Origin of the sequence: Micromonospora sp. U56 (assembly GCF_018070095.1) — a bacterium.
Lineage (GTDB): Bacteria > Actinomycetota > Actinomycetes > Mycobacteriales > Micromonosporaceae > Micromonospora > Micromonospora purpureochromogenes.
Genome location: NZ_JAGPYL010000051.1, coordinates 1 through 23,039, shown reverse-complemented (window position 1 = coordinate 23,039; position 23,039 = coordinate 1). Strand labels below are relative to the sequence as shown.

The following is a 23,039-nucleotide window of genomic DNA, read 5'->3' as shown; positions in this document are numbered from 1 at the left end:
CCCGCCAGGCAGGCCCGTGACCTGCCTCAACGTTACGAAGCGAGGAAGCGAAGATGGCACGTGCGGTCGGTATCGACCTCGGCACGACGAACTCCTGCGTCAGCGTTCTCGAGGGCGGTGAGCCCACCGTCATCGCCAACGCTGAGGGCTCGCGGACGACCCCGTCGATCGTCGCGTTCGCCCGCAACGGCGAGGTGCTCGTCGGTGAGGTCGCGAAGCGCCAGGCGGTGACCAACCCCGACCGGACCATCCGGTCGGTCAAGCGGGAGATCGGCACCAACTGGTCCGTCGACATCGACGGCAAGAAGTACACCCCGCAGGAGATCTCGGCGCGGACGCTGATGAAGCTCAAGCGGGACGCCGAGGCGTACCTGGGCGAGCAGATCACCGACGCGGTGATCACCGTCCCCGCCTACTTCAACGACGGTCAGCGCCAGGCCACCAAGGAGGCCGGTGAGATCGCCGGCTTCAACGTGCTGCGGATCGTCAACGAGCCGACCGCGGCCGCCCTGGCGTACGGGCTGGACAAGGGCTCCAAGGAGCAGACCGTCCTGGTCTTCGACCTCGGTGGCGGCACCTTCGACGTGTCGCTGCTGGAGCTGGCCGAGGGCGTCATCGAGGTCAAGTCGACCAGCGGTGACAACCACCTCGGTGGCGACGACTGGGACCAGCGCATCATCGACCACCTGGTGAAGACCTTCCGTGGCGAGCACGGCATCGACCTGGGCCAGGACAAGATGGCCCTGCAGCGGCTCCGTGAGGCGGCCGAGAAGGCCAAGATCGAGCTGTCCGCCGCCACCACCACCAACATCAACCTGCCGTACATCACCGCCGGCTCCGCCGGCCCGCTGCACCTGGACGTGACGCTCAGCCGCGCCGAGTTCCAGCGGATGACGCAGGACCTGCTGGACCGCTGCAAGGGCCCGTTCGAGCAGGCCGTGAAGGACGCCGGGATCAAGATCTCCGACGTCGAGCACGTGATCCTCGTCGGCGGTTCGACCCGGATGCCCGCCGTGACCGACCTGGTCAAGCAGCTCACCGGCCGCGACCCGAACAAGGGCGTCAACCCGGACGAGGTCGTCGCCGTCGGCGCCGCCCTGCAGGCCGGTGTGCTCAAGGGTGAGGTCAAGGACGTCCTGCTGCTCGACGTGACCCCGCTGAGCCTGGGCATCGAGACCAAGGGCGGCATCTTCACCAAGCTGATCGAGCGCAACACCACCATCCCGACCAAGCGCTCCGAGGTCTTCACCACGGCGGACGACAACCAGCCGTCGGTGCTGATCCAGGTGTTCCAGGGTGAGCGGGAGATCGCGGCCTACAACAAGAAGCTCGGCACCTTCGAGCTGACCGGCCTCCCGCCGGCGCCGCGCGGTGTGCCGCAGATCGAGGTCGCCTTCGACATCGACGCCAACGGCATCGTGAACGTCCACGCCAAGGACCTCGGCACCGGCAAGGAACAGAAGATGACGATCACCGGCGGCTCCTCGCTGCCGAAGGACGACATCGAGCGGATGCGCCGGGACGCCGAGGAGCACGCGGAGGAGGACAAGCGCCGTCGCGACGACGCCGAGACCCGCAACGTGGCCGAGGCGCTCCAGTGGCAGACCGAGAAGTTCCTCGCCGAGAGCGGCGACAAGCTGCCCAGCGAGAACCGTGACCAGATCAACGAGGCCCTCGGCGAGCTGCGCGGTGCGCTCGGCGGCCAGGACATCGAGAAGATCAAGGCGGCGCACGAGCGGCTGGCGCAGGTCTCCCAGCAGGCCGGTTCGCTGCTCTACTCGCAGCAGGCCGAGCAGGGTGAGCAGCCGGGCGCGGCCGGCCCGGGCGCGGGTGCCGGTGCCGCCGGCGGTCCGCAGGCCGGTGGCGCTGACGACGTGGTCGACGCGGAGATCGTGGACGAGGACAAGAAGTGACGGTCCGTCCCCGGTCCGGACTCACGGTAGAGAAGACGAGGTAGTCGCATGACGGAGAAGCCACGAGCCGCCGACCCGGGAGCCACCGGGTCGGTGCCGGGTGGCTCCGCGCCCGCCGAGCAGGCCGCCGGCGACGGGCCGCGGGTCGTCATCCGCAACAACCGCAAGATCGGCAAGACCGAGGAGGCGCCCGCCGCCGCCGACGCCGGGTCGGACGTCCCGGCCGAGGGCCTGGTGGAGGAGGCCGAGGTCGTGGTCGACGAGATCGAGGTCGAGACGGTCGAGGGTCCGGCCCCGGCCGGTCCGCCCGTGGTGGACGCCCCCGCGCAGCCGGTCGACGGCGGCGCGGTGGCTGCCCCGCTCGGCGCCGAGCTGGAGGCCCTCCGGGCCGAGCTCGACGAGCGGACCCGGGACCTGCAGCGGGTGTCGGCGGAGTACGCCAACTACCGCAAGCGGGTGGACCGCGACCGCGGTCTGGTCCAGGAGCAGGCGACCGGCTCGGTGCTCGCCGCGCTGCTGCCGATCCTGGACGACCTGGACCGGGCCCGCGAGCACGGCGACCTGGTCGGGCCGTTCGGCACGGTGGCCGAGCAGCTCACCACCGCGCTGGGCAAGTTCGGGCTGACCCCGTTCGGGGAGCAGGGCGACCCGTTCGACCCGACCCGGCACGAGGCGGTCGCGCACCAGACCTCGGCCGACGTGGACGAGCCGACCTGCGTCCAGGTGATGCGTCGGGGCTACCAGCTCGGGGAGCGGCTGCTGCGGCCCGCGCTGGTCGCGGTCGCCGACCCGGAATAGTGCGCAACCATCCGGTCGCCCCGCCCGCCGTACGACGGCGGGTGGGGCGGCCGGGCCACATCAGGCGGAAGGGGGTGGACCGGTGAGTTCCAAGGACTGGATCGAGAAGGACTACTACGCCGCGCTCGGCGTGCAGAAGTCCGCCTCCTCGGACGAGATCAAGAAGGCGTACCGGAAGCTGGCGCGGGAGTCGCACCCGGACCACAACCCGGGCGACCCGAAGGCCGAGGAGCGGTTCAAGACCGTCTCCGAGGCGTACGCGGTGCTCGGCGACGAGGCCAAGCGCCGCGAGTACGACGAGCTGCGATCGCTGTTCGGCTCGGGCGCGTTCCGGCGCGGCGCCCGGGGGGCCGGGCAGCCCGGCGGGGTGCCGTTCGACGTCTCCGACCTCTTCGGCGGCGGTGGCGCCGGTGGCGCCGACACCCGGTTCGGCGGGGGTGGCTTCACCGACCTGTTCAGCTCGATCTTCTCGGGCGGTGGCGGGGCCGGTGGCCCGGCGCGTCCCCGCGGCCCGGCCCGCGGCCGGGACGTGGAGACCGAGGTGGCGCTCGACTTCGACGACGCGGTACGCGGGGTGACCGTCCCGCTGACGCTGCGCGCGCCGGGAGTCTGCGATACCTGCCACGGCGACGGCGCGAAGCCGGGCACCCGGCCGAAGGCCTGCCCGGTCTGCCACGGCGCCGGGGTGACCACCCGCAACCAGGGGTCGTTCAGCTTCTCCGAGCCGTGCCGCACCTGCCAGGGCGTGGGCACCGTCGTCGAGGAGAAGTGCCCGGAGTGCCAGGGCACCGGCGGGGTGACCAAGACCCGCACGCTGAACGTCCGCTTCCCCGCCGGGGTGGCCGACGGCCAGCGGATCAGGCTGGCCGGGCGCGGCGAGCCGGGTGAGCGGGGCGGCCCGGCCGGTGACCTGTTCGTGCAGGTCAAGGTCCGCCCGGACGAGCTGTTCGGGCGTACCGGGGACGATCTCACCCTGACCGTGCCGATCACCTTCGCCGAGGCGGTGCTCGGCACCGACCTGCGGGTCCCCACCCTCGACGGCGCGGTGACCCTGCGGGTGCCGCCGGGTACGCCGTCCGGGCGGGTGCTGCGCGCCCGGGGCAAGGGCGTGGTGCGGCGCGACGGTCGGGCCGGTGACCTGCTGGTCACGCTGGACGTGGTGGTGCCGGCGGTGGTGTCGGACGAGGCGCGGGCGACGCTGGAGTCGTTCGCCGAGCAGACTCCGCCGGCGGCTCGGGAACATCTCGACGCGCGGGTGCGTCGGGTCGGTTGACCGGTGGATCGGGTGCGGAGGTGAGCGGGATGTCGGGCGATTTCGTCGGTTCGGGTGACCCTGCCTACGAGGCCAAGGTGCTGATGATCTCGGTCGCGGCGCGGATGGCGGGAATGCACCCCCAGACCCTGCGCCAGTACGACCGGCTGGGCCTGGTGCAGGCCGGCCGGGCGGCCGGCGGTGGGCGTCGCTACAGCGTCCGCGACGTGGTCCTGCTGCGCGAGGTGCAGCGGCTCAGCCAGGACGACGGCATCAACCTGGCCGGCGTGAAGCGGATCATCGGCCTGGAGCAGCTGTTGGAGCAGGCGCAGCAGCGGGTGGCCCGGCTGGAGGCCGAGCTGGACGCCGCGTACCGGCGGATCGCCGAGCTGGAGTCGCTGGGCGGTTTCCCGCGCGGCGACCTGGTGCCCACCAACCGCACGTCGACGGCGTTGGTCGTCTGGCGTCCCCGCCGTACACCGGACCGCTGAACCTCCGGGCCCGGCCGATGGCCGGGCGCGGCCGTCCCCGCCCCGGTCCGGGTCCCTCGCGCGACCCGGGCGCGGGACCGCTGACCGGCGCCGGGCGTTTCACCGCTGCCAGTTCGCGTTTCTCCGGCGTGGGTCGGACCGGTTGGGTTAGCCTCAGAACCAGGTCCAACCAACTCAATCCGGACTCCGATGGCAGGGGGAGCCATGGCGGAATCGGCGAAGAAGGTTGCCCAGCAGACGGAGGGCCGGCTCGACAAGGTGGCCGAGAACGTTCGGCAGGGGTTCGACCGGGTGACCAAGGGTCACTTCAGCGACGAGATCAAGAACGGCCGGTTCAGCGACCAGGTCGACCACGGCATCGACCAGGGGCGCGTCGAAGCGAGACGCCGAAAGCAGGGTGGATCGGAACGCTGACGATCCGCCGACGTGCGGGCCGGGACCCACGGGGGGTCCCGGCCCGTTCGCCTCGTCGAGGAGAAGTGGGCACGGGCCGGCGTCGCGCCGGCCGCGGGTGTCAGCCGATCCGGCGGTTCTCCCGGACCAGGCCGCCCTCGCACCAGTCGTGGTAGACGAAGAGATCCTGCCGGGCCAGCAGCACCCGGCTGTTGTGCGCCCAGTTGCGCATCAGCTCGTCGCCCTCCCGCTCGGCCTGCTCGACCAGCTTGCGGAAGCGGCGCTTCGGGTGGGCGCGGAAGTTCGTCCGGATGCCGTCCGCCGCGTAGATGTAGAGGCAGTGCAGCGCGAACCGGCGGGCCGGGCAGGCCGGGTCCATCGCCAGGTCGAAGAGGGTGAGCACCAGGTGGTCGCCGGCGACCAGCAGGTCCCAGTCGGGCGGCATCGAGGCCAGCGGCACCGAGTCCGGGTGGTAGGCCCACGCCCGCAACTCCGTCGGCGACGGGTCGACGGGGTTGGCAAAGCCGTGAAACGTCGGATCCTGCACGCTCACCGGCAACCTTCCGCTTACGCCCGCGGGGCGCACCCGGCCACCCGCGGACCCCTGGCTCGTTGGGGCAGAACGGTAACCGTCGCCGGCGGGCTGGCGGAAGAGCTTGTCGGGAGCAATTCGACAACGGGCGGACCGGCCGGGTCAGCCGTACGGCCGACCCGGCCGGGGCACGCTCAGTCGGTGGTCGGCACCGGTTCGGGCCGGCGGATCGTGGCCCGCCGCCGCAGCCAGACCTTGAACCAGCCCATGTCGGGCAGCCGCGCCAGCATCGGCCCGGTCACCACCGTGATCAGCACGTATGCCGTGGCGAGCGCCGCCAGCCTGGGCTCGACGGTGCCGGCGGCGACGGCCAGTCCGGCGATGACGATGGAAAACTCACCGCGCGGCATCAGCGCGAAGCCGGCCCGCCAGCGACCGGGCTCGGCGATGCCCGCCCGGCGGGCCGCCAGGTAGCCGGTGAGCAGCTTCGTCCCCATGGTCACCACGGCCAGGGCGAGCGCCGGCAGCAGCACCGGCGGCATGTCCCGGGGGTCGGTGACCAGGCCGAAGAAGACGAAGAAGACCGCCGCGAAGAGGTCCCGCAGCGGGGAGAGCAGCTGGGTCGCGTGGTGCGCCACCGGCCCGGAGAGCGCGATGCCGACCAGGAACGCGCCCACCGCCGCCGACACCTGGAGCTTGGCCGCGGCGCCGGCGACCAGCAGGGTCAGCCCGAGGACGCCGAGCAGCAGCGCCTCCGGGTCCTTGGCGGACAGCGCCGAGGAGATGAGGTGGCCGTACCGGATGGCCACCACCAGGACGACGACCACGGTGAGCACCGCGATGCCGAGGGCGATGCCGCCCTTGACCAGCCCGACGCCGGCCAGCAGCGCGGTGACCAGCGGCAGGTAGAGCGCCATGGCCAGGTCCTCGATGACCAGCACGGAGAGGATCACCGGGGTCTCCCGGTTACCGACCCGGCCCAGGTCGCCGAGGACCTTGGCGATCACGCCGGAGGACGAGATCCAGGTGATGCCGCCGAGCACCACGGCGGCCACCCAGCCCCAGCCGAGCAGCAGCGCGAACGCGAAGCCGGGCAGCGCGTTGAGCAACGCGTCGATCAGCCCGGCCGGCGCGGCGGAGCGCAGGTTGCCGACCAGTTCGTTGGCGCTGTACTCCAGGCCGAGCATGACCAGCAGCAGGATGACGCCGATCTCCGCGCCGACGGCGAAGAACTCCTCGCTGGCGTTGAGCGGCAGCAGGCCGCCGTGGCCGAAGCCCAGGCCGGCGAGGAGGTAGAGGGGGATCGGGGAGACCCCGAACCGCCGGCTGAGCCGGCCCAGGAGTCCGAGGAGCAGCAGCAGCGCGCCGACCTCGACGAGCAGTGTGGTGGTTTCGTGCATCCGCCTCAGCCGTCCGGGTCACTGTCGGCGAGGATGGCGGTCACTCCGTCGAGACCCTGGCGGGTACCGACCACGACCACCACGTCACCGGCCGCGAAGCGGAAGGTGGGATCGGGCGAGACGTTCACCTCGCCCTGGCGGAGCACCGCCACGATCGAGGCGCCGGTGCGGGTGCGTGCCTTGGTGTCGCCCAGCCGCTTGTTGACGTACTTCGAGCCCGCCGGGATGGCGATCTGCTCGGTGAGCAGCCCGGCCGCCTGCTCGCGCAGGCCGGAGAGCTGGCCGAGCATCAGCGACGCGCCGAGGATGTCGGCGAGCGCCTCCGCCTCGTCGTCGGTGAGCGGGATGTCCGCCTGGCAGGCGTCCGGATCGTCCGGGTCGTACAGGACGAGGTCACGGCGGCCGTTGCGGTGGGAGACGACTCCCAGCCGGCGACCGGATTCCGTGACCAGGTCGTGACGCACGCCGATTCCCGGTAGGGCAGTCTGTTCGACACGTACTCGCACCCGGGCAAGGCTACCCTGCCGAGGAGGCGCCCATGATCGATCGAGGGCTCCGCCCGGTGGTCGCCCTGCTGGCCGTCCCGGCGCTGGTGGCGTGCTCGGCGATCGGGGACATCCGCCGCGATCCGCCGTCCCGGTCCGCCGCGCCGTTGCCGACGGTCGCGCCCGTGCCGTCACCGCCGCCGTCCGCCGGCTTCGATGAGGTACGCGCCGGCCGGGTCGCCGTCGCCCAGCGGTACGACGACCCGTTCGTGGAGTTCTCCGACGCCGCGCACGGCTGGGCGCTCTTCGCCAGCTGCGACGGCCGCCCGCCGGACCGGAACTGCCCGGCGCTGCTCTTCTCCACGCTGGACGGTGGCCGCTCCTGGCTGACGGTGCGCCACCCGCGCCCGGTGGCCGACAACCAGCAGCTCTACACCGCGCCGGGACTGGTGACGCTGCTGGCCGAGCCGCACGGCTGGTACACCTCGACTGACGGCGGTGCGAGCTTCGTGCGGACCGACGGGGAGCCGCCCGCCTGGCGGGCCGCGCAGGGGCGGTTCCAGGTGATCGAGGCGACCGGTCGGGTGGGCGAGTGGGACGGCGCGGCGCTGCGCCCACTGACCGTCCAGCCGCCCGTGCCGGGTCTGAACACCGTCGCGTCCTCCGCCGACCTGCTGGTGGCGGCGGGGGTGGGCGACGAGGGCGCGTACGCGGCGGTCTCCACGGACCGGGGTCGGAGGTGGCAGCGGACCCCGGTGCCGGCGCCCGCCGGCACGGTTGCCGTCCTGCGGGCGGAGGTCGCCCCGGACAGTCAGGTCTGGCTGGTGGGTGAGCGCCCGGACCGGATGGACTTCCCGGCGCTCTGGCGGTGGCAGGGGCGGTGGGAGTCCGTCCCGGCGCAGTCCTACCCCTCCCGGATCGTGTCGGTCGCCCCGGTCGGCGCCGGCCGGGTCGCGGTGACCGGCCCGTACGGCGCCGGCGCGGTGATCGACGGCCGGTACACCCCGGTCGCCTGGCCGGTCGGCCCGGAGCACTACCTGACCACCCTCGGCGACGGCACCGCCTTCGCCCGTGGGTCGACGGACGTGGTGCTGGGCACCGGAGTCGGCACGGACCGGCGGTGGGTGCGGGTGACCGTCGAGGGCGACTGACGGGCGAGCGTTCCGCACCGGGTGGCCCGGCGAGCGGACGACGCGGCCTGGCCGGGGATCCCGACCGGGCGCACGCCTGCCGCCGGCTCAGCGGAGCGCGGCGAAGAACTCCCGGAGGTCGGCGACCAGCACGTCGGTCGCCTCGTGCGCGGCGTAGTGCCCGCCCACGTCGCCGCGCCCCGCCACGTCGGCCTGGTACGCCGTCCAGCGCACGATGTTCCCGTGGTCCCGCTCGGCGAAGCGGCGGATCGACTGGAAGTCGCCCGGGAACATCGCCAGCCCGGTCGGGGTGGTCGTCGGCCCGGTCGGGTGCTCGGTGGTGTGCGCGTCCTCCCAGTAGAACCGCATCGACGAGGCCGCCGTGCCGGTGAACCAGTAGATCGCCACGTTGGCGAGCACGAAGTCGGGGTCCAGGCTCCGGTCGAAGAGCTGACCGTTCCAGGCGAGCAGGCCGACCGGCGAATCGGCCAGCGCGAACGCCAGGGTCTGCGGCTGCTGGCTCTGCACCTGGTTGAAGGAGAACTTGTTCTCGAAGAACCACGTCAGGTGCGCGAGCGCCGCCTGGTCGGCCTCGGAGAGCCCCTGGAACTCGCTCGGGTCCCCGGAGGGGAACGAGAAGAGCTGGGTGACGTGGACGCCGAGCACGTGCTCGGGTTCGATGCGACCGATCTCCGGCGAGATCATCGAGCCGGCGTCGTTGCCGGCCGCGCCGTAGCGGTCGTAGCCGAGCCGGGCCATCAGCTCCGCCCACGCCCGCGCGGTGCGGTACCGGTTCCAGCCGGCGCTACGGGTCGGCCCGGAGAAGCCGAAGCCTGGCAGCGACGGGATGACCAGATGGAACGCCGGCGCCGTGGGGTCGGTGGGCTCGGTGAGCGGGCCGATCACGTCCAGGTACTCCACCACCGAGCCCGGCCAGCCGTGGGTGAGCACGAGCGGGGTGGCGTCGGTGCGGGACGACCGGACGTGCAGGAAGTGGATGTCCTCGCCGTCGATCGCGGTGACGAACTGCGGGTGGGCGTTCAGCCGCGCCTCCACGGCCCGCCAGTCGAACTTCTCCAGCCAGTACGTCACCAGCTCGCGGACCCGGTCGGTGGTCGTGCCGTACGCGTCGCCGACGCCCGGGAGCTCCCCTGGCCAGACAGCCCGGCGGAGCCGGCCGGCGAGGTCGTCGAGGGCGGTCTGCGGGATGTCGACGCGGAACGGGCGGATGGCGGAGTCGGACATGCGCTGCTCCTCAGAACGGAATGTTTCGTTCCGTTCAACCATAGCAGAGCGGAATGATCCGTTCCACTGTTATCCTCGGGTCATGCCGAACCCGACCGACACCCCGCCGCTCGCCGGGAGGCGCGCACAGGCGGCGCGCAACGACGCGGTGATCCTGGCGGCTGCCCGCGCGGTCTTCCTCGCCGACCCGAAGGCCCCGATCGCCGCAGTCGCGGAGCGCGCCGGCGTGGGGATCAGCGCCCTCTACCGGCGGTACGCCGGCAAGGAGGACCTGCTGCGCAAGCTCTGCCACGACGGCCTGCGGCGGTTCATCGAGGCGGCCGAGGAGGCGACCGGCGACCCGGACGACTGGCACGCCTTCGCCGGCTTCCTGGAGCGCGTCGTCGATGCCGACGTGCACTCGCTGACCGTGCACCTGGCCGGTACCTTCACCCCGACGCCCGAGATGGGTCGGGACGCGGCGCGGGCCAACGAGCTCACCGCGACGCTGGTGGAGCGGGCGCGGGGTGCCGGGCGGCTCCGGCCCGACGTGGTGGTGCAGGACGTCGGGCTGCTGCTGGAGGGGTGCGCGGCGATCCGCGTACCCGATCCGGAGCGGACCCGGCAGCTGCGCCGGCGGCAGCTCGCGCTGCTGCTGGCCGGCCTCGCCGTCACCGATCCCCCGCTGCCGGGGCCGCCGCCCGCCGCCGGGGAGTTCGACTGGCGGTGGCGGCGACCCGAGTGACCCGGGTCACACAGCTGGAGTTGAGCGGAATAGGCTCAACTCTGGTTTCGTCCTTACTGGTGGACACGCCGATCCAGGGGAGCCCATGAACACGGAACGCCTCACCACCAAGAGCCGCGAGACCATCACCGGTGCCGTCGCGCTGGCGAACCAGCGCGGTCACGCCACCGTGGAGCCCTGGCACCTGCTGCTGGCCCTGCTGGACACCGACGGCTCGACCGCCGCCGGCCTGCTGCGCGCTGTCGGGGCCGACCCCGCCGAACTGCGCCGGGTCGCCCAGCGCTCGGTCGACGCGCTGCCCGCCGCCCGGGGCTCCAGCATCGCCGAGCCCACCCTGGCCCGCGAGTTCGTCAACGCCATCGGCGCCGCCGAGCAGATCGCCCGGCCGCTCGGCGACGAGTACACCTCGACCGAGCACCTGCTCGCCGGCCTGGCCCGGGTCGGTGGCGCGGTCTCCGGCGCGCTGAAGGGCGTCGGGGCCACCGAGGAGAACCTGGTGGCCGCCTTCCCGACCGTCCGGGGCGGCGACCGTCGGGTCACCACCGCCGACCCCGAGCAGACCTACCAGGCCCTCGCCAAGTACGGCGTCGACCTGACCGCCAGCGCCCGGGACGGCAAGATCGACCCGGTGATCGGCCGGGACTCGGAGATCCGCCGGGTGATCCAGGTGCTGTCCCGCCGGACCAAGAACAACCCGGTGCTCATCGGCGAGCCGGGCGTCGGCAAGACGGCGATCGTCGAGGGGCTGGCCCAGCGGATCGTCGCCGGCGACGTGCCGGAGTCGCTGCGCGACAAGAAGCTGGTCTCGCTCGACCTCGGCGCGATGGTCGCCGGCGCGCAGTACCGGGGCCAGTTCGAGGAGCGGCTGAAGTCCGTCCTCGAGGAGATCAAGAACTCGAACGGCCAGGTCATCACCTTCCTCGACGAGCTGCACACCGTCGTCGGCGCCGGCAAGGGCGAGGGCTCGATGGACGCCGGCAACATGCTCAAGCCGATGCTGGCCCGTGGCGAGCTGCGGATGGTCGGCGCGACCACGCTGGACGAGTACCGCGAGCACATCGAGAAGGACCCGGCGCTGGAGCGCCGCTTCCAGCCGGTGCTGGTCGGCGAGCCGACCATCGAGGACACCATCGGCATCCTGCGCGGCCTCAAGGAGCGCTACGAGGTGCACCATGGCGTACGGATCACCGACGCCGCGCTGGTCGCCGCCGCCGCCCTCTCCGACCGCTACATCACCGACCGGTTCCTGCCGGACAAGGCGATCGACCTGGTCGACGAGTCGGCCTCCCGGCTCCGCATGGAGATCGACTCCCGCCCGGTGGAGGTCGACGAGATCGAGCGGGCCGTACGCCGGCTGGAGATCGAGGAGATGGCGCTGGCCAAGGAGCCCGACGCCGCCTCCGCCGAGCGGCTGGAGCGGCTGCGCAAGGAGTTGGCCGACAAGCGCGAGCAGCTCACCGCGCTGTCCGAGCGCTGGCAGACGGAGAAGAGCCACATCACCAAGCTGTCCACCGCCAAGGAGGAGCTGGAGCGGCTCGGCGGCGAGGCCGAGCGGGCCGAACGCGACGGTGAGCTGGAACGCGCCGCCGAGCTGCGCTACGGCCGTATCCCGGCGCTCAAGACCGAGCTGAAGCAGGCCGAGGAGGAGCTGGCCCGGCTCCAGGCCGACGGCGCCATGCTCAAGGAGGAGGTCGGCGCGGACGACATCGCCGCGGTGGTCGCCTCCTGGACCGGCATCCCCGCCGGCCGGCTGCTGGAGGGGGAGACCGCCAAGCTGCTCCGGATGGAGGAGTCGCTGGCCTCCCGGGTGGTCGGCCAGGCCGAGGCGGTGGGCGCGGTCTCCGACGCTGTCCGCCGGGCCCGGGCCGGCGTCGCCGACCCGGACCGCCCGACCGGCAGCTTCCTCTTCCTCGGCCCGACCGGTGTCGGCAAGACCGAGCTGGCCAAGGCGCTCGCCGAGTTCCTCTTCGACGACGAGCGGGCCATGGTCCGCATCGACATGAGCGAGTACGGCGAGAAGCACTCCGTCGCCCGCCTGGTCGGCGCCCCGCCCGGGTACATCGGCTACGAGGAGGGCGGCCAGCTCACCGAGGCGGTGCGCCGCCGGCCGTACTCGGTGATCCTGCTCGACGAGGTGGAGAAGGCCCACCCGGACGTGTTCGACATCCTGCTCCAGGTGCTCGACGACGGCCGGCTCACCGACGGCCAGGGCCGCACGGTGGACTTCCGCAACGCGATCCTGATTCTCACCTCCAACCTCGGGTCGTCGGTGATCAGCGACCTGACGCTGGCCGAGGAGCAGCGCCGCGAGGGGGTCCTCGCCGTGGTCCGCTCGCACTTCAAGCCGGAGTTCCTCAACCGCCTCGACGACATCGTGGTCTTCGCCGCGCTGCGCGGCGACGACCTGCGCTCCATCGTCGACATCCAGCTGAACCGGATGCGAAAGCGTCTCGCCGACCGTCGGTTGGCACTGGACATCACCGACGCCGCCCGTGGGTGGCTCGCCGAGCACGGCTACGACCCGATCTACGGCGCGCGCCCGCTGCGCCGCCTGGTCCAGACCGCCATCGGCGACCAGTTGGCCCGGGCCCTGCTTGCCGGGCAGATCCGCGACGGCGACACCGTCCGGGTCCACCTCGCCGACACCAAGGACGCCCTCACGGTCGCCCCGGCCTGACCCACCCCGCACCCCGGACGACGGGCCCGCCTCCCGGCGGGCCCGTCCCCGCGTCCGACCAGCCCCGCACCCGACCGGCCCCGCACCCGACCGGCCCCGCACCCGCCCCCGGTGATCAAGAGGTTTGCGTCGGCGTCACCGCTCCTGCTGACGCAAACCTCTTGATCAGGAGGGTGGGGGTTGGCGGGATGGGGAAAGGATGGGGGCATGTTCGGGATCGGGAAGAGCAGGGACCGGGAGCTGGACGCGGCCGTCAAGGAGCTCGCCGGGGCGGACACGCTCGCCTTCGGCGGGGTGGGCATCGCGGGCACGCTGCTGCCGGTGACGGAGGCGTACCGGCGGGTCGAGGAGGCCCTCCACGTGCACCCGGACGAGGCGCGGGACAAGGTCGACTGGCTGCTCCGGCACGGCTCGCCCGCCGGGAAGGCGTACGCGGCGACCCTGCTGGAGCGGGTCGACCCGGCGGCGGCCCGGGACGCCTGGGCGTCGCTGCGCGACGACAAGGGCGAGTTCACCACCTTCACCGGCTGCGTGATGGGCAACGCCAGCCTGCCCGGGTACGCCACCGAAAGGCTGGCCGGACGGTAGGCCGGAGTCCGGCCGAACGGGGCTGCGGCGCCCGGTCGACGCCCCGTAGCTTCCCCGCATGACTCAGGACGCCGGCGCGCCGGGCAGCTGACCTGGGCGGCGGGGAGCCCACCTCCACACCGGACGCTGAGTGACTGGCCGCTCACTCAAGATGGACGTGTTTCCCCAGGTGCGCGGGGTTGTTACCGTCTCCGCCGACGCGTGGGGAGGCGGTCGGGGTGGACGGTTCGGTGGCGTACCTGGTGGCGACGGTGGGGTGTCTGGTCGGGGTCGCCGGGGTGGTGATCGCCGTGATCGCCCTCGCCCGGCAGCGGAAGAGGACCCGGCCGGCGGCACCGGGCGACCCGTTCCGGGACACCGACGCGGACGCGCTCCGCGGTGACCCGCGCAAGCTCAAGCCCGGCGACATCGTCGAGATCCGGCAGGTGTCGTACGCGATCCGTGGTTCGGTGCACCTGGTCGAGGGCGCCTGGAGCTGGGCCGAGCACCTGTTGGACGACGCCGGTGGGGCCAAGCGCTGGCTCTCCGTCGAGGAGGACCCGGACGTGGAACTGGTGCTCTGGAACGCCGAACCGGGCGCCACCGTCACGCCGGGCGCGCCCACGCTGGACTTCGCCGGCCGCCGCTACTCGTGGGAGGAGTCCGGGCAGGCCCGCTACTCGGCCACCGGCACCACCGGCCTCGACCCGACCGGCACCGTCCGCTACCACGACTACCGGGCGCAGGGCGGGGCCCGGCTGGCCTTCGAGGCGTACGGGGAGGCCGGCTGGGAGGTGGCCCTCGGTGAGCCGCTGCACCGCTCCGAGGTGATGGTCTACCCGCAGGCCGGCCCGGACAAGGTGGCTTGAGCGTGCTGGTCCGCATCGACACCCCGTACGTCGACACCAGCGCCGCCGACCTCGGCCTGGCCCTCGGCGACCCCGAGCTGCCGGCCCTGGCCGTCCGCGAGGTCGACCTGCCCGGCGGCGTCCGGCTGCGGCTGCGCCTGCTCGGCGCCTCCCACCAGGTCGTCCTGCCCACCCCGACCGGTGGGCTCACCGAGACGGTGGCCTGCCTGCCGGGTCGGCCACCGCACCTGCCCGGCACGCTGCACGACGAACCGAACGGCTACCGGTTCACCGCCACGGTGCTCCGGCCGCCCGCCGGTGAACTGCGCGCCCGCGTCGCCGCGCTCCGCGCCGAACTGACCGACGACCCGTACGCGCTGGTCGGGGTCTTCCCCGGTGACCCGGACGCGGTCACCGCGCTGGCCGTGCGGCCCGATCCGCCGGACGGGTCGGTCGGCTGGCGCACCTGGCACGCGTATCCCCAGACCAACGAGCTGGTCCTGACCGAGACGGTGGTGGCACTGCGATGACGTACCGACGCTGGTTCGTGGTGGGGGTGGCGTTCGCCGTCATCGGCGCCCTGGTCGCCGCCTTCGCGATCTTCTACGGCAACTTCTCGCCCCGCGGTTACGTCGAGGACCGGTACACCCGGGCGACCAGTCGGGACGTCGGCGGCGAGGCGATCGCGTACACCTCGAACAAGACCCCGAGCCAGGTGGCGCAGGACGTGACGAACGCCTGGCAGCCGGCCGACCAGTACGTCGACGGCAGCGGCGTCTACCTGCGCTACGACGACGACTCGGTGGTGATCCTGCCGATCGCCACCGGCTCGGTGATCCTCCTCGAAAGCCTCCGCACCGCCTACCCGCGCTACCACTCCACGGTGGGCAACCACTGGGGCTGGGGCCGGGGCAGCACCGTCCGGGGCGGCGGCCCCGGCAGCGGCAAGTAGCCCGACCCGAACGACACCCCTGGAGTCCCCTGTGCAGACCCTGGTCACCGATCTGCTGGTCACGCTCGCCTACGGCGTGGTCGGCGTCGTCCTGATGGCCGTCGGCTACGTCCTGGTCGACGTGGCCACCCCCGGCAAGCTCCACGAGCTGATCTGGACCGAGCGCAACCGCAACGCCGCGCTGCTGCTCGCCTCGAACCTCGCCGGCGTGGGCGTCATCGTGGTCGCCGCGATCGCCGCCAGCGCCGACGACTTCGTCCTCGGCCTGGTCGGCGCCGCCGCGTACGGAATCCTGGGCCTGGTCATCATGGCCGCGGCGTTCCTGCTGCTCGACGCGGCGACCCCGGGCCGGCTCGGCGAGATCCTGGTCGACCCGGAGCCGCACCCCGCGGTCTGGGTCTCCGCCGTCGTCCACCTCGCCACCGGCGCGATCATCGCCGCCGCGATCAGCTGATGACCGCCGCGAAGCGGCCAGGCGCCGCCGGGCGCTCGGCGACCACCGGCGCGAAGAGCCCAGCGAAGAGCGCGGAGATTCCGGTGTGGAAGCAGGCCCTGATCTGGGCGGGCCTGCTGGGCACTGTCGCCGCCTGCACCGTCGGGGCGATCGTCAACGGCGACGACGGGTCCGACACCGTGCCGCCGCCGACCGCCCAGGAGCGCGGCGACACCGTGCCGATCCTCCAGCGGTCCACGGCCAGCCAGGGCGTCTGCTACGGCTGGGAGCTGAAGGACTACTTCGGCTACGGCGACCCGGTCAGCGTCGGCTCCAACCTCGGCGACGGGGTGGCGGTCGAGGACAACCCGGCCTGCCCGCGCTGGCTGCAGGTCAGCGTCCGGATCTACTACCCGTCGGAGAGCAGCGAGAGCGACGACAACGCCTACGTCGACGTCAACGGATCCAGCGGCTTCTCCGCGGCGGAACTGCTGCGCATCGCGAACGGCCTGGGGCGGCTCGGGGTCACCGAGAAGGTCTTCATCGACGATCCGGGCTGGGCCGTCACCCGGGCCGCCGTGATGCTGCCGCTGCTCGCCGTGGAGGCGGGGGCGGTCGAGCCGGCCGCCACGCCGGCCCCGGCCGCGGCGGAACCGTCGCCGCTGCCCGAACCCGGCAGCGACCTGTGGCGGGACCGCTGGGGCTACCTGCTCGCCGCCGGTGGCCTGCTGCTGGTCACCGGCCTGCTGGTCACCGTCGGAGTCGTGCAGCGCCGCCGGCAGCGCCGGGGAGGCGGGCCCGCGAAGCGCCCCGGGGCGGAGACGGCGGCGACGCGTACCCCGGAGCGGGCGTGACCACCGACGCGCCGGCCGCCCCAGCGCGCTGGCGGGCGGCCCGGGCGGGGGTCCTGCTCGCGGTCTTCGTCTGCGCGGCCTGCGGCCTGGTCTACGAGCTGGCCCTGGTCGCGCTCGGCAGCTACCTGATCGGCGACGCGGTCGGGCAGGCGTCGATCGTGCTCGGCGTGATGGTATTCGCGATGGGCGTCGGCGCGCTCGCCGCGAAGCCGTTGCAGTCCCGGGCCGCCGCCGCGTTCGCCGTGGTCGAGCTGACCCTGGCGCTGCTCGGCGGGCTCTCGGTGCTCGGCCTCTACGCCGCCTTCGCCTGGCTGGACCTCTACGGCCCGGCGCTGGTCGGCACCGCGTTCGTGCTCGGCCTGCTGATCGGCGCGGAGATCCCGCTGCTGATGGTCATGCTGCAACGCATCCGCGAGCAGTCCGCCGGCAGCGCCGTGGCCGACCTGTTCGCCGCCGACTACGTCGGGGCGCTGCTCGGCGGGCTGGCCTTCCCGTTCCTGCTGATACCGGTCTTCGGCCAGCTCAAGGGCGCGCTGGTGGTCGGCGCCGTGAACGCGGTGGCCGGCCTCGCGCTGGTCTGCACGGTGTTCCGGGCGGAGCTGAGCCGCCGGGCGCGGGTCGCGCTCGCCGCCGGCTCCGTCGTGGTCGCCCTCTGCCTTGGGTACGCCTGGATCACCGCCGCCGACTTCGAGCTGACCGCCCGGCAGCAGCTCTACCGGGATCCGGTGGTGCACGCCGAGCGCAGCCGCTACCAGGAGATCGTGCTCACCCGGTCGGTGCGGGAGGTCGGGCACGCCGACGCCGACCTGCGCCTCTACCTCAACGGCGACCTGCAGTTCAGCTCGGTCGACGAGTACCGCTACCACGAGGCACTGGTGCATCCCGCCATGCGCGGCCCGCGCGGCGAGGTGCTGGTGCTCGGGGCCGGCGACGGGCTCGCCGTCCGGGAGATCCTGCGCTACCCGGACGTCCGCCGGGTGACCGTGGTCGACCTGGACCCGGCGGTGGTGGCGCTGGCCCGCGCCGAGCCGCAGCTGCGCCGGCTCAACGGTGACGCGTTCACCGACCCCCGGGTGCGGGTGGTCAACACCGACGCGTTCGGCTGGCTGCGTACCGCCACGGAACGGTTCGACGTGGTGGTGGCCGACCTGCCCGACCCGGACGAGACCGCCACCGCGAAGCTCTACACCGTCGAGTTCTACGCGCTGATCCGGTCGGCGCTCGCCGACGGTGGGCGGCTGGTGGTGCAGTCCGGGTCGCCGTACTTCGCGCCCCGGTCGTACTGGTCGATCGAGGCGTCGGTACGCGAGGCCGGCTTCGCCACCGTGCCGTACCACGTGGACGTGCCCTCCTTCGGCGACTGGGGTTTCCTGCTCGCCACCGCCGGGGTGACACCGCCCGCGCTGGAGTTGCCGGCGGACCCGCCGCCGCTGCGTTTCCTGGACCCGTCGGTGCTGCGGGGGGCGGCCGCCTTCCCCGCCGACCGGGCCCGACTGGACGTCCCCGCGTCCACGTTGCTCCAGCCCAGGGTGCTGGAGTACGCCCGCGCGGAGTGGCGCGGCTACTGACCCCGTCGCCGGCCGCCGGCTATTTGGTGCGCGCGTGGCCGGGCCGGAGTGGATACGGTGTGGGCGCGATCTAGGGGAAGGAAAATCGTGGTCGATTCCCAGCACACACCGGCCCGCGTCCGGCCGGCCGTGGTGACGATTTCCAGCTATCTGCTGATTCTGTTCGCGCTCATCCAGGTGATCAACCTGATCATCGCGCTCACCACCATCGGCACCATCCGCGAGGTGATGGACGAGGCCTACCGCGGCACCTCCGCCAACGGGGTGCAGGGGGTGGCGGACTTCGCCGTCGCGTTCAGCCTGGGTGGCGCCATCGTGGGGCTGCTGCTGGCCATCGTGCTCGCCGTGCTCGGCCTGTTCAACAACCGGGGCGTGAACGGCACCCGGATCACCACCTGGGTGCTCGGCGGCCTGATGTTCTGCTGCTGCGGGCTCGGCACGGCCAGCAACGCCGCCGGTGGCCTCACCGCCGGCGGCGGCGCGCCGACCGACGGTGACGTCCCGAGCGCGGAGGAGGTGCAGCGCCGGCTGCAGGAGGCCCTGCCGTCCTGGTACGGCCCGGTCACCACGCTGCTCGCGGTGATCTCCCTGCTCGCCCTGCTGACCGCGCTGATCCTGCTCGCGCTCCCCAAGGCGAACGAGTTCTTCCGCAAGCCGCAGCAGGTCTGGGAGCCGCCGGTCCCCGGCGCCGCCTACCCCGGCCAGCCGAGCTACCCGGCGACCCCCGGCTACCCGGCCACCCCGGGCTACCCGCCGGCGGGCTACCCGCCCGCGCAGCCGGGCCAGCCCTCGGCCCCCGGCCAGCCCGGTTACCCGCCGGCCCCCGGCTACCCGGCCGCGCCGGACCAGCCGCCGGCCGCCTCGCCGTGGCAGCCGCCGTCGGCCCCGTCCTCGCCCTCGTCGGACGCGCCCGCCGCGCCGCCGGCCGGCCAGCCGGAACAGGGTGGACCGGCGCAGGGACAGGACCGGCCGGGCGGGGACGTCCCGCCGTCCGACCCGACCCGCCCGACCGGCAGCTGACGGGCGAGTACGAGCGACGCCGACGATTCCCTCCGAGTAGGTTGCAAGCCGACGCCTACCGGAGGGAATCGTCGTGTCGTACCCGGATCAGGCCCCGGCGCGCCGGCCCGCCGCCGTCACGCTGGCCGCGGCGGTGCTCGGGCTGATGGCCCTCGCCGCCGGGGCGTACGCCGTCGCGGCGCTGCTCGCCCTCGGCGGCACGGTGGACCGGCTCCGGTCGGCCGCCGCCGGTACGACCGCGGGCCCCGACGACGTCGACGGCGTGGTCACCCTGCTGCGGGTCACCACGATCCTCTCGTCGGTGCTCACCGTCCTGGTCGGCCTGCTGCTGGTCGGGCTCGCCGCCGGGCTGCGCGCCGGCCGCCGGGGCGCCCGGGTGGCCACCTGGGTGGTCGCCGGGCTGGGGCTGCTCTGCGGCTGCTGCGGGCTGGCCGCGCTGATCGGTCAGCGGGCCGGCCCGCTGCGGACCGACGAGCAGAGCACCGCCGAGCTGCTGGGCCTGCTCGGCGACGCCTACCCGTCCTGGTGGATCCCGTTGAACGCGGCCCTTTCGGTGGGCCAGGTGCTCGGCTACCTTGTGGTGGCCGTGCTGCTGGCGCTGCCCGCGGCGGACGGCTGGTTCGGCCGCGCCCGGCCGACGCCGCCCCCGCCACCGGCGCCGCTCCCGTACGGCCCGTACCCGCCCCCGCAGGCTCCGCCGCCGTCCCGCTGAGGAGCGCCCGTGACGTCCGAGACCCCGGCCACCGAGCGACGGGCGCTGGTCACCGGCGCCACCGCCGGCATCGGCGAGGCGTTCGCCCGCCGGCTCGCCGCCGACGGGTGGCAGCTGGTGCTGGTGGCCCGGGACGCCACCCGGCTCGCCGAGGTGGCCGCCGACCTGACCGCCCGGCACGGTCACCGGGTGGAGACGCTCTCCGCCGATCTGTCCACCGACGACGGATGCGCGGCGGTGGAACGGCGGCTGACCGACGCCACCGCCCCCGTCGAGCTGCTCGTCAACAACGCCGGGCTCAGCCTCAACCAGCCGTTCCTGCGGTCCACCGTCGCCGACGAGACGCGGTTGCTGCGGCTCAACGTGCACGCCGTCATGCGGCTCACCCTCGCCGCCCTCGGTCCGATGACGGATCGACGAAACGGGATAGTGATAAATGTCTCTTCCGTCGCCGGTTTCGGCCCGGTGATGCCCGGTTCGACGTACCCGGCGAGCAAGGCGTGGGTGACGAGCTTCAGCGAATCCGTCGACCTGTCGGTGCGCCCGCTCGGCGTACGGGTGATGGCGCTCTGCCCCGGTTACACCGCCACCGGCTACCACGAGCGCAACGGCATCGACATGTCCGGCACGCCCCGTTGGATGTGGCTGCGGGCCGACGACGTGGTCGACGGAGCCCTGCGTGACCTGCGTAAAGGCAAGCAGATCAGCGTCCCGGACTGGAAGTACAAGCTCGCCGTGGCCGGCCTGCGGCACGCGCCGCGGCGGCTGCTGCGGATGGCCTACCGGGACCGCCGGGGGCGGGTCGAGCCGACGGACGGCTGACCCCGCGATGCCCCGGCCGCTGCCGTTACGGTGGCGCCGGCAGGGTACGGGATTCCAGCCTGGTCGCACAGCGTAGCCGTCCATCGCCACCCATCGGTCGCCCACGAGGCTGACCCGGGTGGACCCCACATCCGGCGTACAGACTCGCGCAGTACCCTCTATCGCCATGGGGCACCGCGACGACCTGCGTAAATTCATTTCCGACCTGGCTGTGGTCCACGGCCGGGTGGTGCTCTCCTCGGGCCGCGAAGCGGACTGGTACGTCGATCTGCGCCGCGTCACGCTGCATCACCAGGCTGCACCGCTGGTCGGTCGGGTGATGCACGAGCTGACCGCGGACTGGGACTATGAGGCTGTCGGCGGGCTGACCCTCGGCGCGGATCCGATCGCGGTGTCGATGCTGCACGCCGCGGCGGAGACCGATCGACCGTTGGACGCGTTCGTGGTTCGCAAGGCGGGAAAGGCGCACGGTCTGCAACGGCGGATCGAGGGGCCTGAAGTGGCCGGTCGGCGGGTACTTGCCGTGGAGGACACCTCGACGACGGGCGGCAGCGTGTTGACCGCCGTCGAGGCGCTGCGCGAGGCCGGGGCGGAGGTCGTTGGTGTGGCGGTTATTGTTGATCGAGGAGCCGGGGACGCCGTACGTGCCGCCGGACTGCCGTATCGGGCGGCCTATACGTTGGCTGACCTCGGCCTTGTGGCGTAAAAATTTGCCGATTCGGATCTGCTGATATGCAGGCGGATCGATGCTGCTGGTGGAAGGATGGAATACGTGGGAACTGCGTTGGCTGAAATGACCATGCCTCAGATCTCGCCGCTTGCCGGCGAGCCGATCGAACGTGCCGATGCCGAGCGGCTGGCGGGGGTCCTCAAGGCCCTTGCCGACCCCGCCCGGCTCCGGCTGCTCAGCCTGATCCAGTCGGCCCCCGAGGGGGAGGCGTGCGTCTGTGACCTGACGGCGCCGCTCGGCCTCTCGCAGCCGACGGTCAGCCACCACCTGCGTATCCTCACCGAGGCCGGCTTGCTGGAGCGGGAGAAGCGCGGTGTGTGGGCCTACTACCGGCTGGTGCCGGCCGCGATCGCCACGATCGCGGATCTGCTGACCCCGCCGCGCAAGCGGGCCACCAAGAAGGCCCGCTGACCCGGTGTCCGCCCGTCGTCCCCGACCGGGGCGACGTCCGGTGACGTACCAGGGGTGGCGTCATCGGGTGGTGACTCCCGCCTGTCACCAGCCAGCTCGCTGATCCGTCCACCGGCTTTTGGGGTGGCACGAACGGCCGGTCCCTTCCGGGGCCGGCCGTTCGTCGTGAGCGAGGGTCAGCGGCCCTGGCCGTGGTCCGGGTAGCGCCGCTCGCCCTGCGGCGGCTGCTGCCGGTACGGGTGCTGCTGCTGCTGGTCGTGGTGGTCGTGGTGCAGGTGGTGCTCGATGGTGTCGCGGACCGCGTCGACGGCACCGGCCGCGCTGGCCGCCGCCACCACCGCGACGGCCTCGCCGCGCTTGCGGGCCTTCCGGTCCCGCAGGAACTCGAAGAAGATCGGCAGCACCGAGATCAGGATGATCAACGCGACCACCGGCAGGATGTACCGGTCGATCTTGTCGCCGATCGCGCTGTAGATCTGCTCGGCGAGCAGGTAGCCGATCAGCAGGATGCCGTCCACCCAGAGGATGGCGCCGACCACGTTCCAGAGGAAGAACTGCCGGGCCGGCATGCCGAGCGTGCCCGCCACCGGGTTGAGGAACGTCCGCACGATCGGAATGAACCGGGCCAGCACCACGGCCTTCGCCGGGCCGAACTTCTGGAAGTAGAACTCCGCCTTCTCCACGTACTCCTTCTTGAAGAGGCGGGAGTTGGGGCGGTCGAACATCCGCCGGCCGTACCGGGAGCCGAGCCAGTGCCCGAGCTGGGCGCCGACGATCGCGCAGATCGGCCCGCCGATCAGCAGCCCGATCAGGGAGAGCCGGGTGCCGTCGCCGAAGATCGCGTCCGCCACCGGTGACGCCGCGACGCCCGCCAGGAACAGCAGCGAGTCACCTGGGAAGAAGAAGCCGACCAGCAGGCCGGTCTCGGCGAAGAGGATGATCCAGACGCCGATCAGCCCGAAGGTCTGCAACAGCTCCTTGGGGTCGAGCGGATTCAACGCGACCGTCTCGACGACTACCCGGCTCTTCTCACCTGTGTCCACGGCCACACAGGCTACCTGCCCCTCACCCCACCCCGCCCC

The 23,039-nt window shown here is 72.8% G+C and carries 25 protein-coding genes; 20 read left to right on the top strand and 5 right to left on the bottom strand.

The genetic code is table 11. From position 1 onward, the window contains the following. Positions 1–53: 53 nt before the first annotated feature. From dnaK to KBX37_RS18180, 5 genes are all read left to right on the top strand, one after another. The gene (gene dnaK, locus KBX37_RS18200; protein WP_179802551.1) at positions 54–1,913 is read left to right on the top strand and encodes a molecular chaperone DnaK; all 1,860 of its coding nucleotides are present in this window, start codon (positions 54–56) and stop codon (positions 1,911–1,913) included. A gap of 48 nt (positions 1,914–1,961) precedes the next feature. Further along, positions 1,962–2,711, top strand: coding sequence for a nucleotide exchange factor GrpE (grpE, locus tag KBX37_RS18195; protein WP_210777143.1), 750 nt, complete (start codon positions 1,962–1,964; stop codon positions 2,709–2,711). An 82-nt stretch (positions 2,712–2,793) separates the two neighbouring features. Further along, a complete protein-coding gene (gene dnaJ / locus KBX37_RS18190) occupies positions 2,794–3,984 on the top strand; it encodes a molecular chaperone DnaJ (protein WP_210777142.1) in 1,191 nt (396 codons plus the stop codon). A gap of 29 nt (positions 3,985–4,013) precedes the next feature. Beyond that, positions 4,014–4,454 carry a heat shock protein transcriptional repressor HspR gene (locus KBX37_RS18185; protein ID WP_210777141.1) on the top strand — a complete coding sequence of 147 codons (441 nt, stop codon included), beginning with the start codon at positions 4,014–4,016 and terminating at the stop codon, positions 4,452–4,454. A 204-nt stretch (positions 4,455–4,658) separates the two neighbouring features. Continuing rightward, positions 4,659–4,868, top strand: a complete 210-nt coding sequence (locus tag KBX37_RS18180) for a hypothetical protein (protein ID WP_210777140.1) — start codon at positions 4,659–4,661, stop codon at positions 4,866–4,868. Between the two features lie 100 nt (positions 4,869–4,968). On the opposite strand, the gene KBX37_RS18175 is transcribed toward KBX37_RS18180, so the two are convergent. The 3 genes from KBX37_RS18175 to KBX37_RS18165 all read right to left on the bottom strand — a co-directional run bounded on the left by KBX37_RS18175 (position 4,969) and on the right by KBX37_RS18165 (position 7,285). After that, on the bottom strand, positions 4,969–5,400 hold the full coding sequence (locus tag KBX37_RS18175; RefSeq protein ID WP_210777139.1) for a hypothetical protein: 432 nt from the start codon (positions 5,398–5,400) through the stop codon (positions 4,969–4,971). Positions 5,401–5,573: 173 nt separating this feature from the next. Continuing rightward, positions 5,574–6,779: a cation:proton antiporter gene (locus tag KBX37_RS18170; RefSeq protein ID WP_210777138.1), complete on the bottom strand. Its 1,206-nt coding sequence runs from the start codon at positions 6,777–6,779 to the stop codon at positions 5,574–5,576. A gap of 5 nt (positions 6,780–6,784) precedes the next feature. Continuing rightward, on the bottom strand, positions 6,785–7,285 hold the full coding sequence (locus tag KBX37_RS18165; protein WP_154940767.1) for a cation:proton antiporter regulatory subunit: 501 nt from the start codon (positions 7,283–7,285) through the stop codon (positions 6,785–6,787). 32 nt (positions 7,286–7,317) lie between these two features. Between KBX37_RS18165 and KBX37_RS18160 the strand changes: the two genes are divergently transcribed. Continuing rightward, complete coding sequence (locus KBX37_RS18160; protein ID WP_210777137.1) at positions 7,318–8,415, top strand: hypothetical protein; 1,098 nt, start codon at positions 7,318–7,320, stop codon at positions 8,413–8,415. Between the two features lie 87 nt (positions 8,416–8,502). On the opposite strand, the gene KBX37_RS18155 is transcribed toward KBX37_RS18160, so the two are convergent. Further along, positions 8,503–9,639, bottom strand: coding sequence for an epoxide hydrolase family protein (locus KBX37_RS18155; protein ID WP_210777136.1), 1,137 nt, complete (start codon positions 9,637–9,639; stop codon positions 8,503–8,505). Positions 9,640–9,721: 82 nt separating this feature from the next. Here KBX37_RS18155 and KBX37_RS18150 point away from each other — a divergent pair, with 82 nt between their 5' ends. The 14 genes from KBX37_RS18150 (at position 9,722) to KBX37_RS18085 (ending at position 21,957) form a co-directional block, all read left to right on the top strand. Further along, complete coding sequence (locus KBX37_RS18150; protein WP_210777135.1) at positions 9,722–10,363, top strand: TetR/AcrR family transcriptional regulator; 642 nt, start codon at positions 9,722–9,724, stop codon at positions 10,361–10,363. Between the two features lie 85 nt (positions 10,364–10,448). Next, positions 10,449–13,040 carry an ATP-dependent chaperone ClpB gene (gene clpB, locus KBX37_RS18145; protein ID WP_210777134.1) on the top strand — a complete coding sequence of 864 codons (2,592 nt, stop codon included), beginning with the start codon at positions 10,449–10,451 and terminating at the stop codon, positions 13,038–13,040. Between the two features lie 207 nt (positions 13,041–13,247). Then, positions 13,248–13,628, top strand: a complete 381-nt coding sequence (locus KBX37_RS18140) for a hypothetical protein (RefSeq protein WP_247658365.1) — start codon at positions 13,248–13,250, stop codon at positions 13,626–13,628. Positions 13,629–13,846: 218 nt separating this feature from the next. Beyond that, positions 13,847–14,476: a DUF4178 domain-containing protein gene (locus tag KBX37_RS18135; RefSeq protein WP_210777133.1), complete on the top strand. Its 630-nt coding sequence runs from the start codon at positions 13,847–13,849 to the stop codon at positions 14,474–14,476. Between the two features lie 2 nt (positions 14,477–14,478). Next, a complete protein-coding gene (locus KBX37_RS18130) occupies positions 14,479–14,985 on the top strand; it encodes a DUF2617 family protein (RefSeq protein WP_210777132.1) in 507 nt (168 codons plus the stop codon). Beyond that, entirely contained in the window at positions 14,982–15,407 is a 426-nt protein-coding gene (locus KBX37_RS18125; RefSeq protein WP_210777131.1) for a DUF4247 domain-containing protein, read from the top strand. Before KBX37_RS18130 ends, KBX37_RS18125 begins: the two co-directional genes overlap by 4 nt. Before the next feature lie 31 nt (positions 15,408–15,438). Further along, positions 15,439–15,861, top strand: a complete 423-nt coding sequence (locus tag KBX37_RS18120; protein WP_210777130.1) for a DUF350 domain-containing protein — start codon at positions 15,439–15,441, stop codon at positions 15,859–15,861. After that, positions 15,861–16,694, top strand: coding sequence for a hypothetical protein (locus tag KBX37_RS18115; RefSeq protein WP_247658363.1), 834 nt, complete (start codon positions 15,861–15,863; stop codon positions 16,692–16,694). Before KBX37_RS18120 ends, KBX37_RS18115 begins: the two co-directional genes overlap by 1 nt. Then, on the top strand, positions 16,691–18,262 hold the full coding sequence (locus tag KBX37_RS18110) for a polyamine aminopropyltransferase (protein WP_210777129.1): 1,572 nt from the start codon (positions 16,691–16,693) through the stop codon (positions 18,260–18,262). The genes KBX37_RS18115 and KBX37_RS18110 overlap by 4 nt, the downstream gene beginning before the upstream one ends. Positions 18,263–18,349: 87 nt before the next feature. Next, positions 18,350–19,282 (top strand): hypothetical protein, encoded by a 933-nt coding sequence (locus KBX37_RS18105; protein ID WP_307849109.1) that lies wholly within the window; start codon positions 18,350–18,352, stop codon positions 19,280–19,282. A 73-nt stretch (positions 19,283–19,355) separates the two neighbouring features. After that, the gene (locus KBX37_RS18100; RefSeq protein WP_210777128.1) at positions 19,356–19,994 is read left to right on the top strand and encodes a hypothetical protein; all 639 of its coding nucleotides are present in this window, start codon (positions 19,356–19,358) and stop codon (positions 19,992–19,994) included. A 9-nt stretch (positions 19,995–20,003) separates the two neighbouring features. After that, positions 20,004–20,816 carry an SDR family oxidoreductase gene (locus tag KBX37_RS18095; RefSeq protein WP_210777127.1) on the top strand — a complete coding sequence of 271 codons (813 nt, stop codon included), beginning with the start codon at positions 20,004–20,006 and terminating at the stop codon, positions 20,814–20,816. Between the two features lie 166 nt (positions 20,817–20,982). Then, a complete protein-coding gene (gene pyrE, locus KBX37_RS18090; protein ID WP_210777126.1) occupies positions 20,983–21,522 on the top strand; it encodes an orotate phosphoribosyltransferase in 540 nt (179 codons plus the stop codon). Positions 21,523–21,579: 57 nt separating this feature from the next. Further along, positions 21,580–21,957, top strand: a complete 378-nt coding sequence (locus KBX37_RS18085) for a helix-turn-helix transcriptional regulator (RefSeq protein WP_210777125.1) — start codon at positions 21,580–21,582, stop codon at positions 21,955–21,957. A 176-nt stretch (positions 21,958–22,133) separates the two neighbouring features. Here the strand turns inward: KBX37_RS18085 and KBX37_RS18080 are convergent, their stop codons facing one another. Next, positions 22,134–23,006, bottom strand: coding sequence for a DedA family protein (locus KBX37_RS18080; protein ID WP_210777156.1), 873 nt, complete (start codon positions 23,004–23,006; stop codon positions 22,134–22,136). Positions 23,007–23,039: the final 33 nt, after the last annotated feature.

Bases quoted from the DNA above. Each gene is read 5' to 3' on its own strand.
- KBX37_RS18085 (WP_210777125.1), top strand. From the start codon at position 21,580: ATGGAATACGTGGGAACTGCGTTGGCTGAAATGACCATGCCTCAGATC.
- KBX37_RS18150 (WP_210777135.1), top strand. From the start codon at position 9,722: ATGCCGAACCCGACCGACACCCCGCCGCTCGCCGGGAGGCGCGCACAG.
- KBX37_RS18125 (WP_210777131.1), top strand. From the start codon at position 14,982: ATGACGTACCGACGCTGGTTCGTGGTGGGGGTGGCGTTCGCCGTCATC.
- dnaK (WP_179802551.1), top strand. From the start codon at position 54: ATGGCACGTGCGGTCGGTATCGACCTCGGCACGACGAACTCCTGCGTC.
- KBX37_RS18185 (WP_210777141.1), top strand. From the start codon at position 4,014: ATGTCGGGCGATTTCGTCGGTTCGGGTGACCCTGCCTACGAGGCCAAG.
- KBX37_RS18180 (WP_210777140.1), top strand. From the start codon at position 4,659: ATGGCGGAATCGGCGAAGAAGGTTGCCCAGCAGACGGAGGGCCGGCTC.
- KBX37_RS18155 (WP_210777136.1), bottom strand. From the start codon at position 9,639: ATGTCCGACTCCGCCATCCGCCCGTTCCGCGTCGACATCCCGCAGACC.
- KBX37_RS18115 (WP_247658363.1), top strand. From the start codon at position 15,861: ATGACCGCCGCGAAGCGGCCAGGCGCCGCCGGGCGCTCGGCGACCACC.
- pyrE (WP_210777126.1), top strand. From the start codon at position 20,983: ATGGGGCACCGCGACGACCTGCGTAAATTCATTTCCGACCTGGCTGTG.
- clpB (WP_210777134.1), top strand. From the start codon at position 10,449: ATGAACACGGAACGCCTCACCACCAAGAGCCGCGAGACCATCACCGGT.
- KBX37_RS18170 (WP_210777138.1), bottom strand. From the start codon at position 6,779: ATGCACGAAACCACCACACTGCTCGTCGAGGTCGGCGCGCTGCTGCTG.
- KBX37_RS18140 (WP_247658365.1), top strand. From the start codon at position 13,248: ATGTTCGGGATCGGGAAGAGCAGGGACCGGGAGCTGGACGCGGCCGTC.
- grpE (WP_210777143.1), top strand. From the start codon at position 1,962: ATGACGGAGAAGCCACGAGCCGCCGACCCGGGAGCCACCGGGTCGGTG.
- KBX37_RS18160 (WP_210777137.1), top strand. From the start codon at position 7,318: ATGATCGATCGAGGGCTCCGCCCGGTGGTCGCCCTGCTGGCCGTCCCG.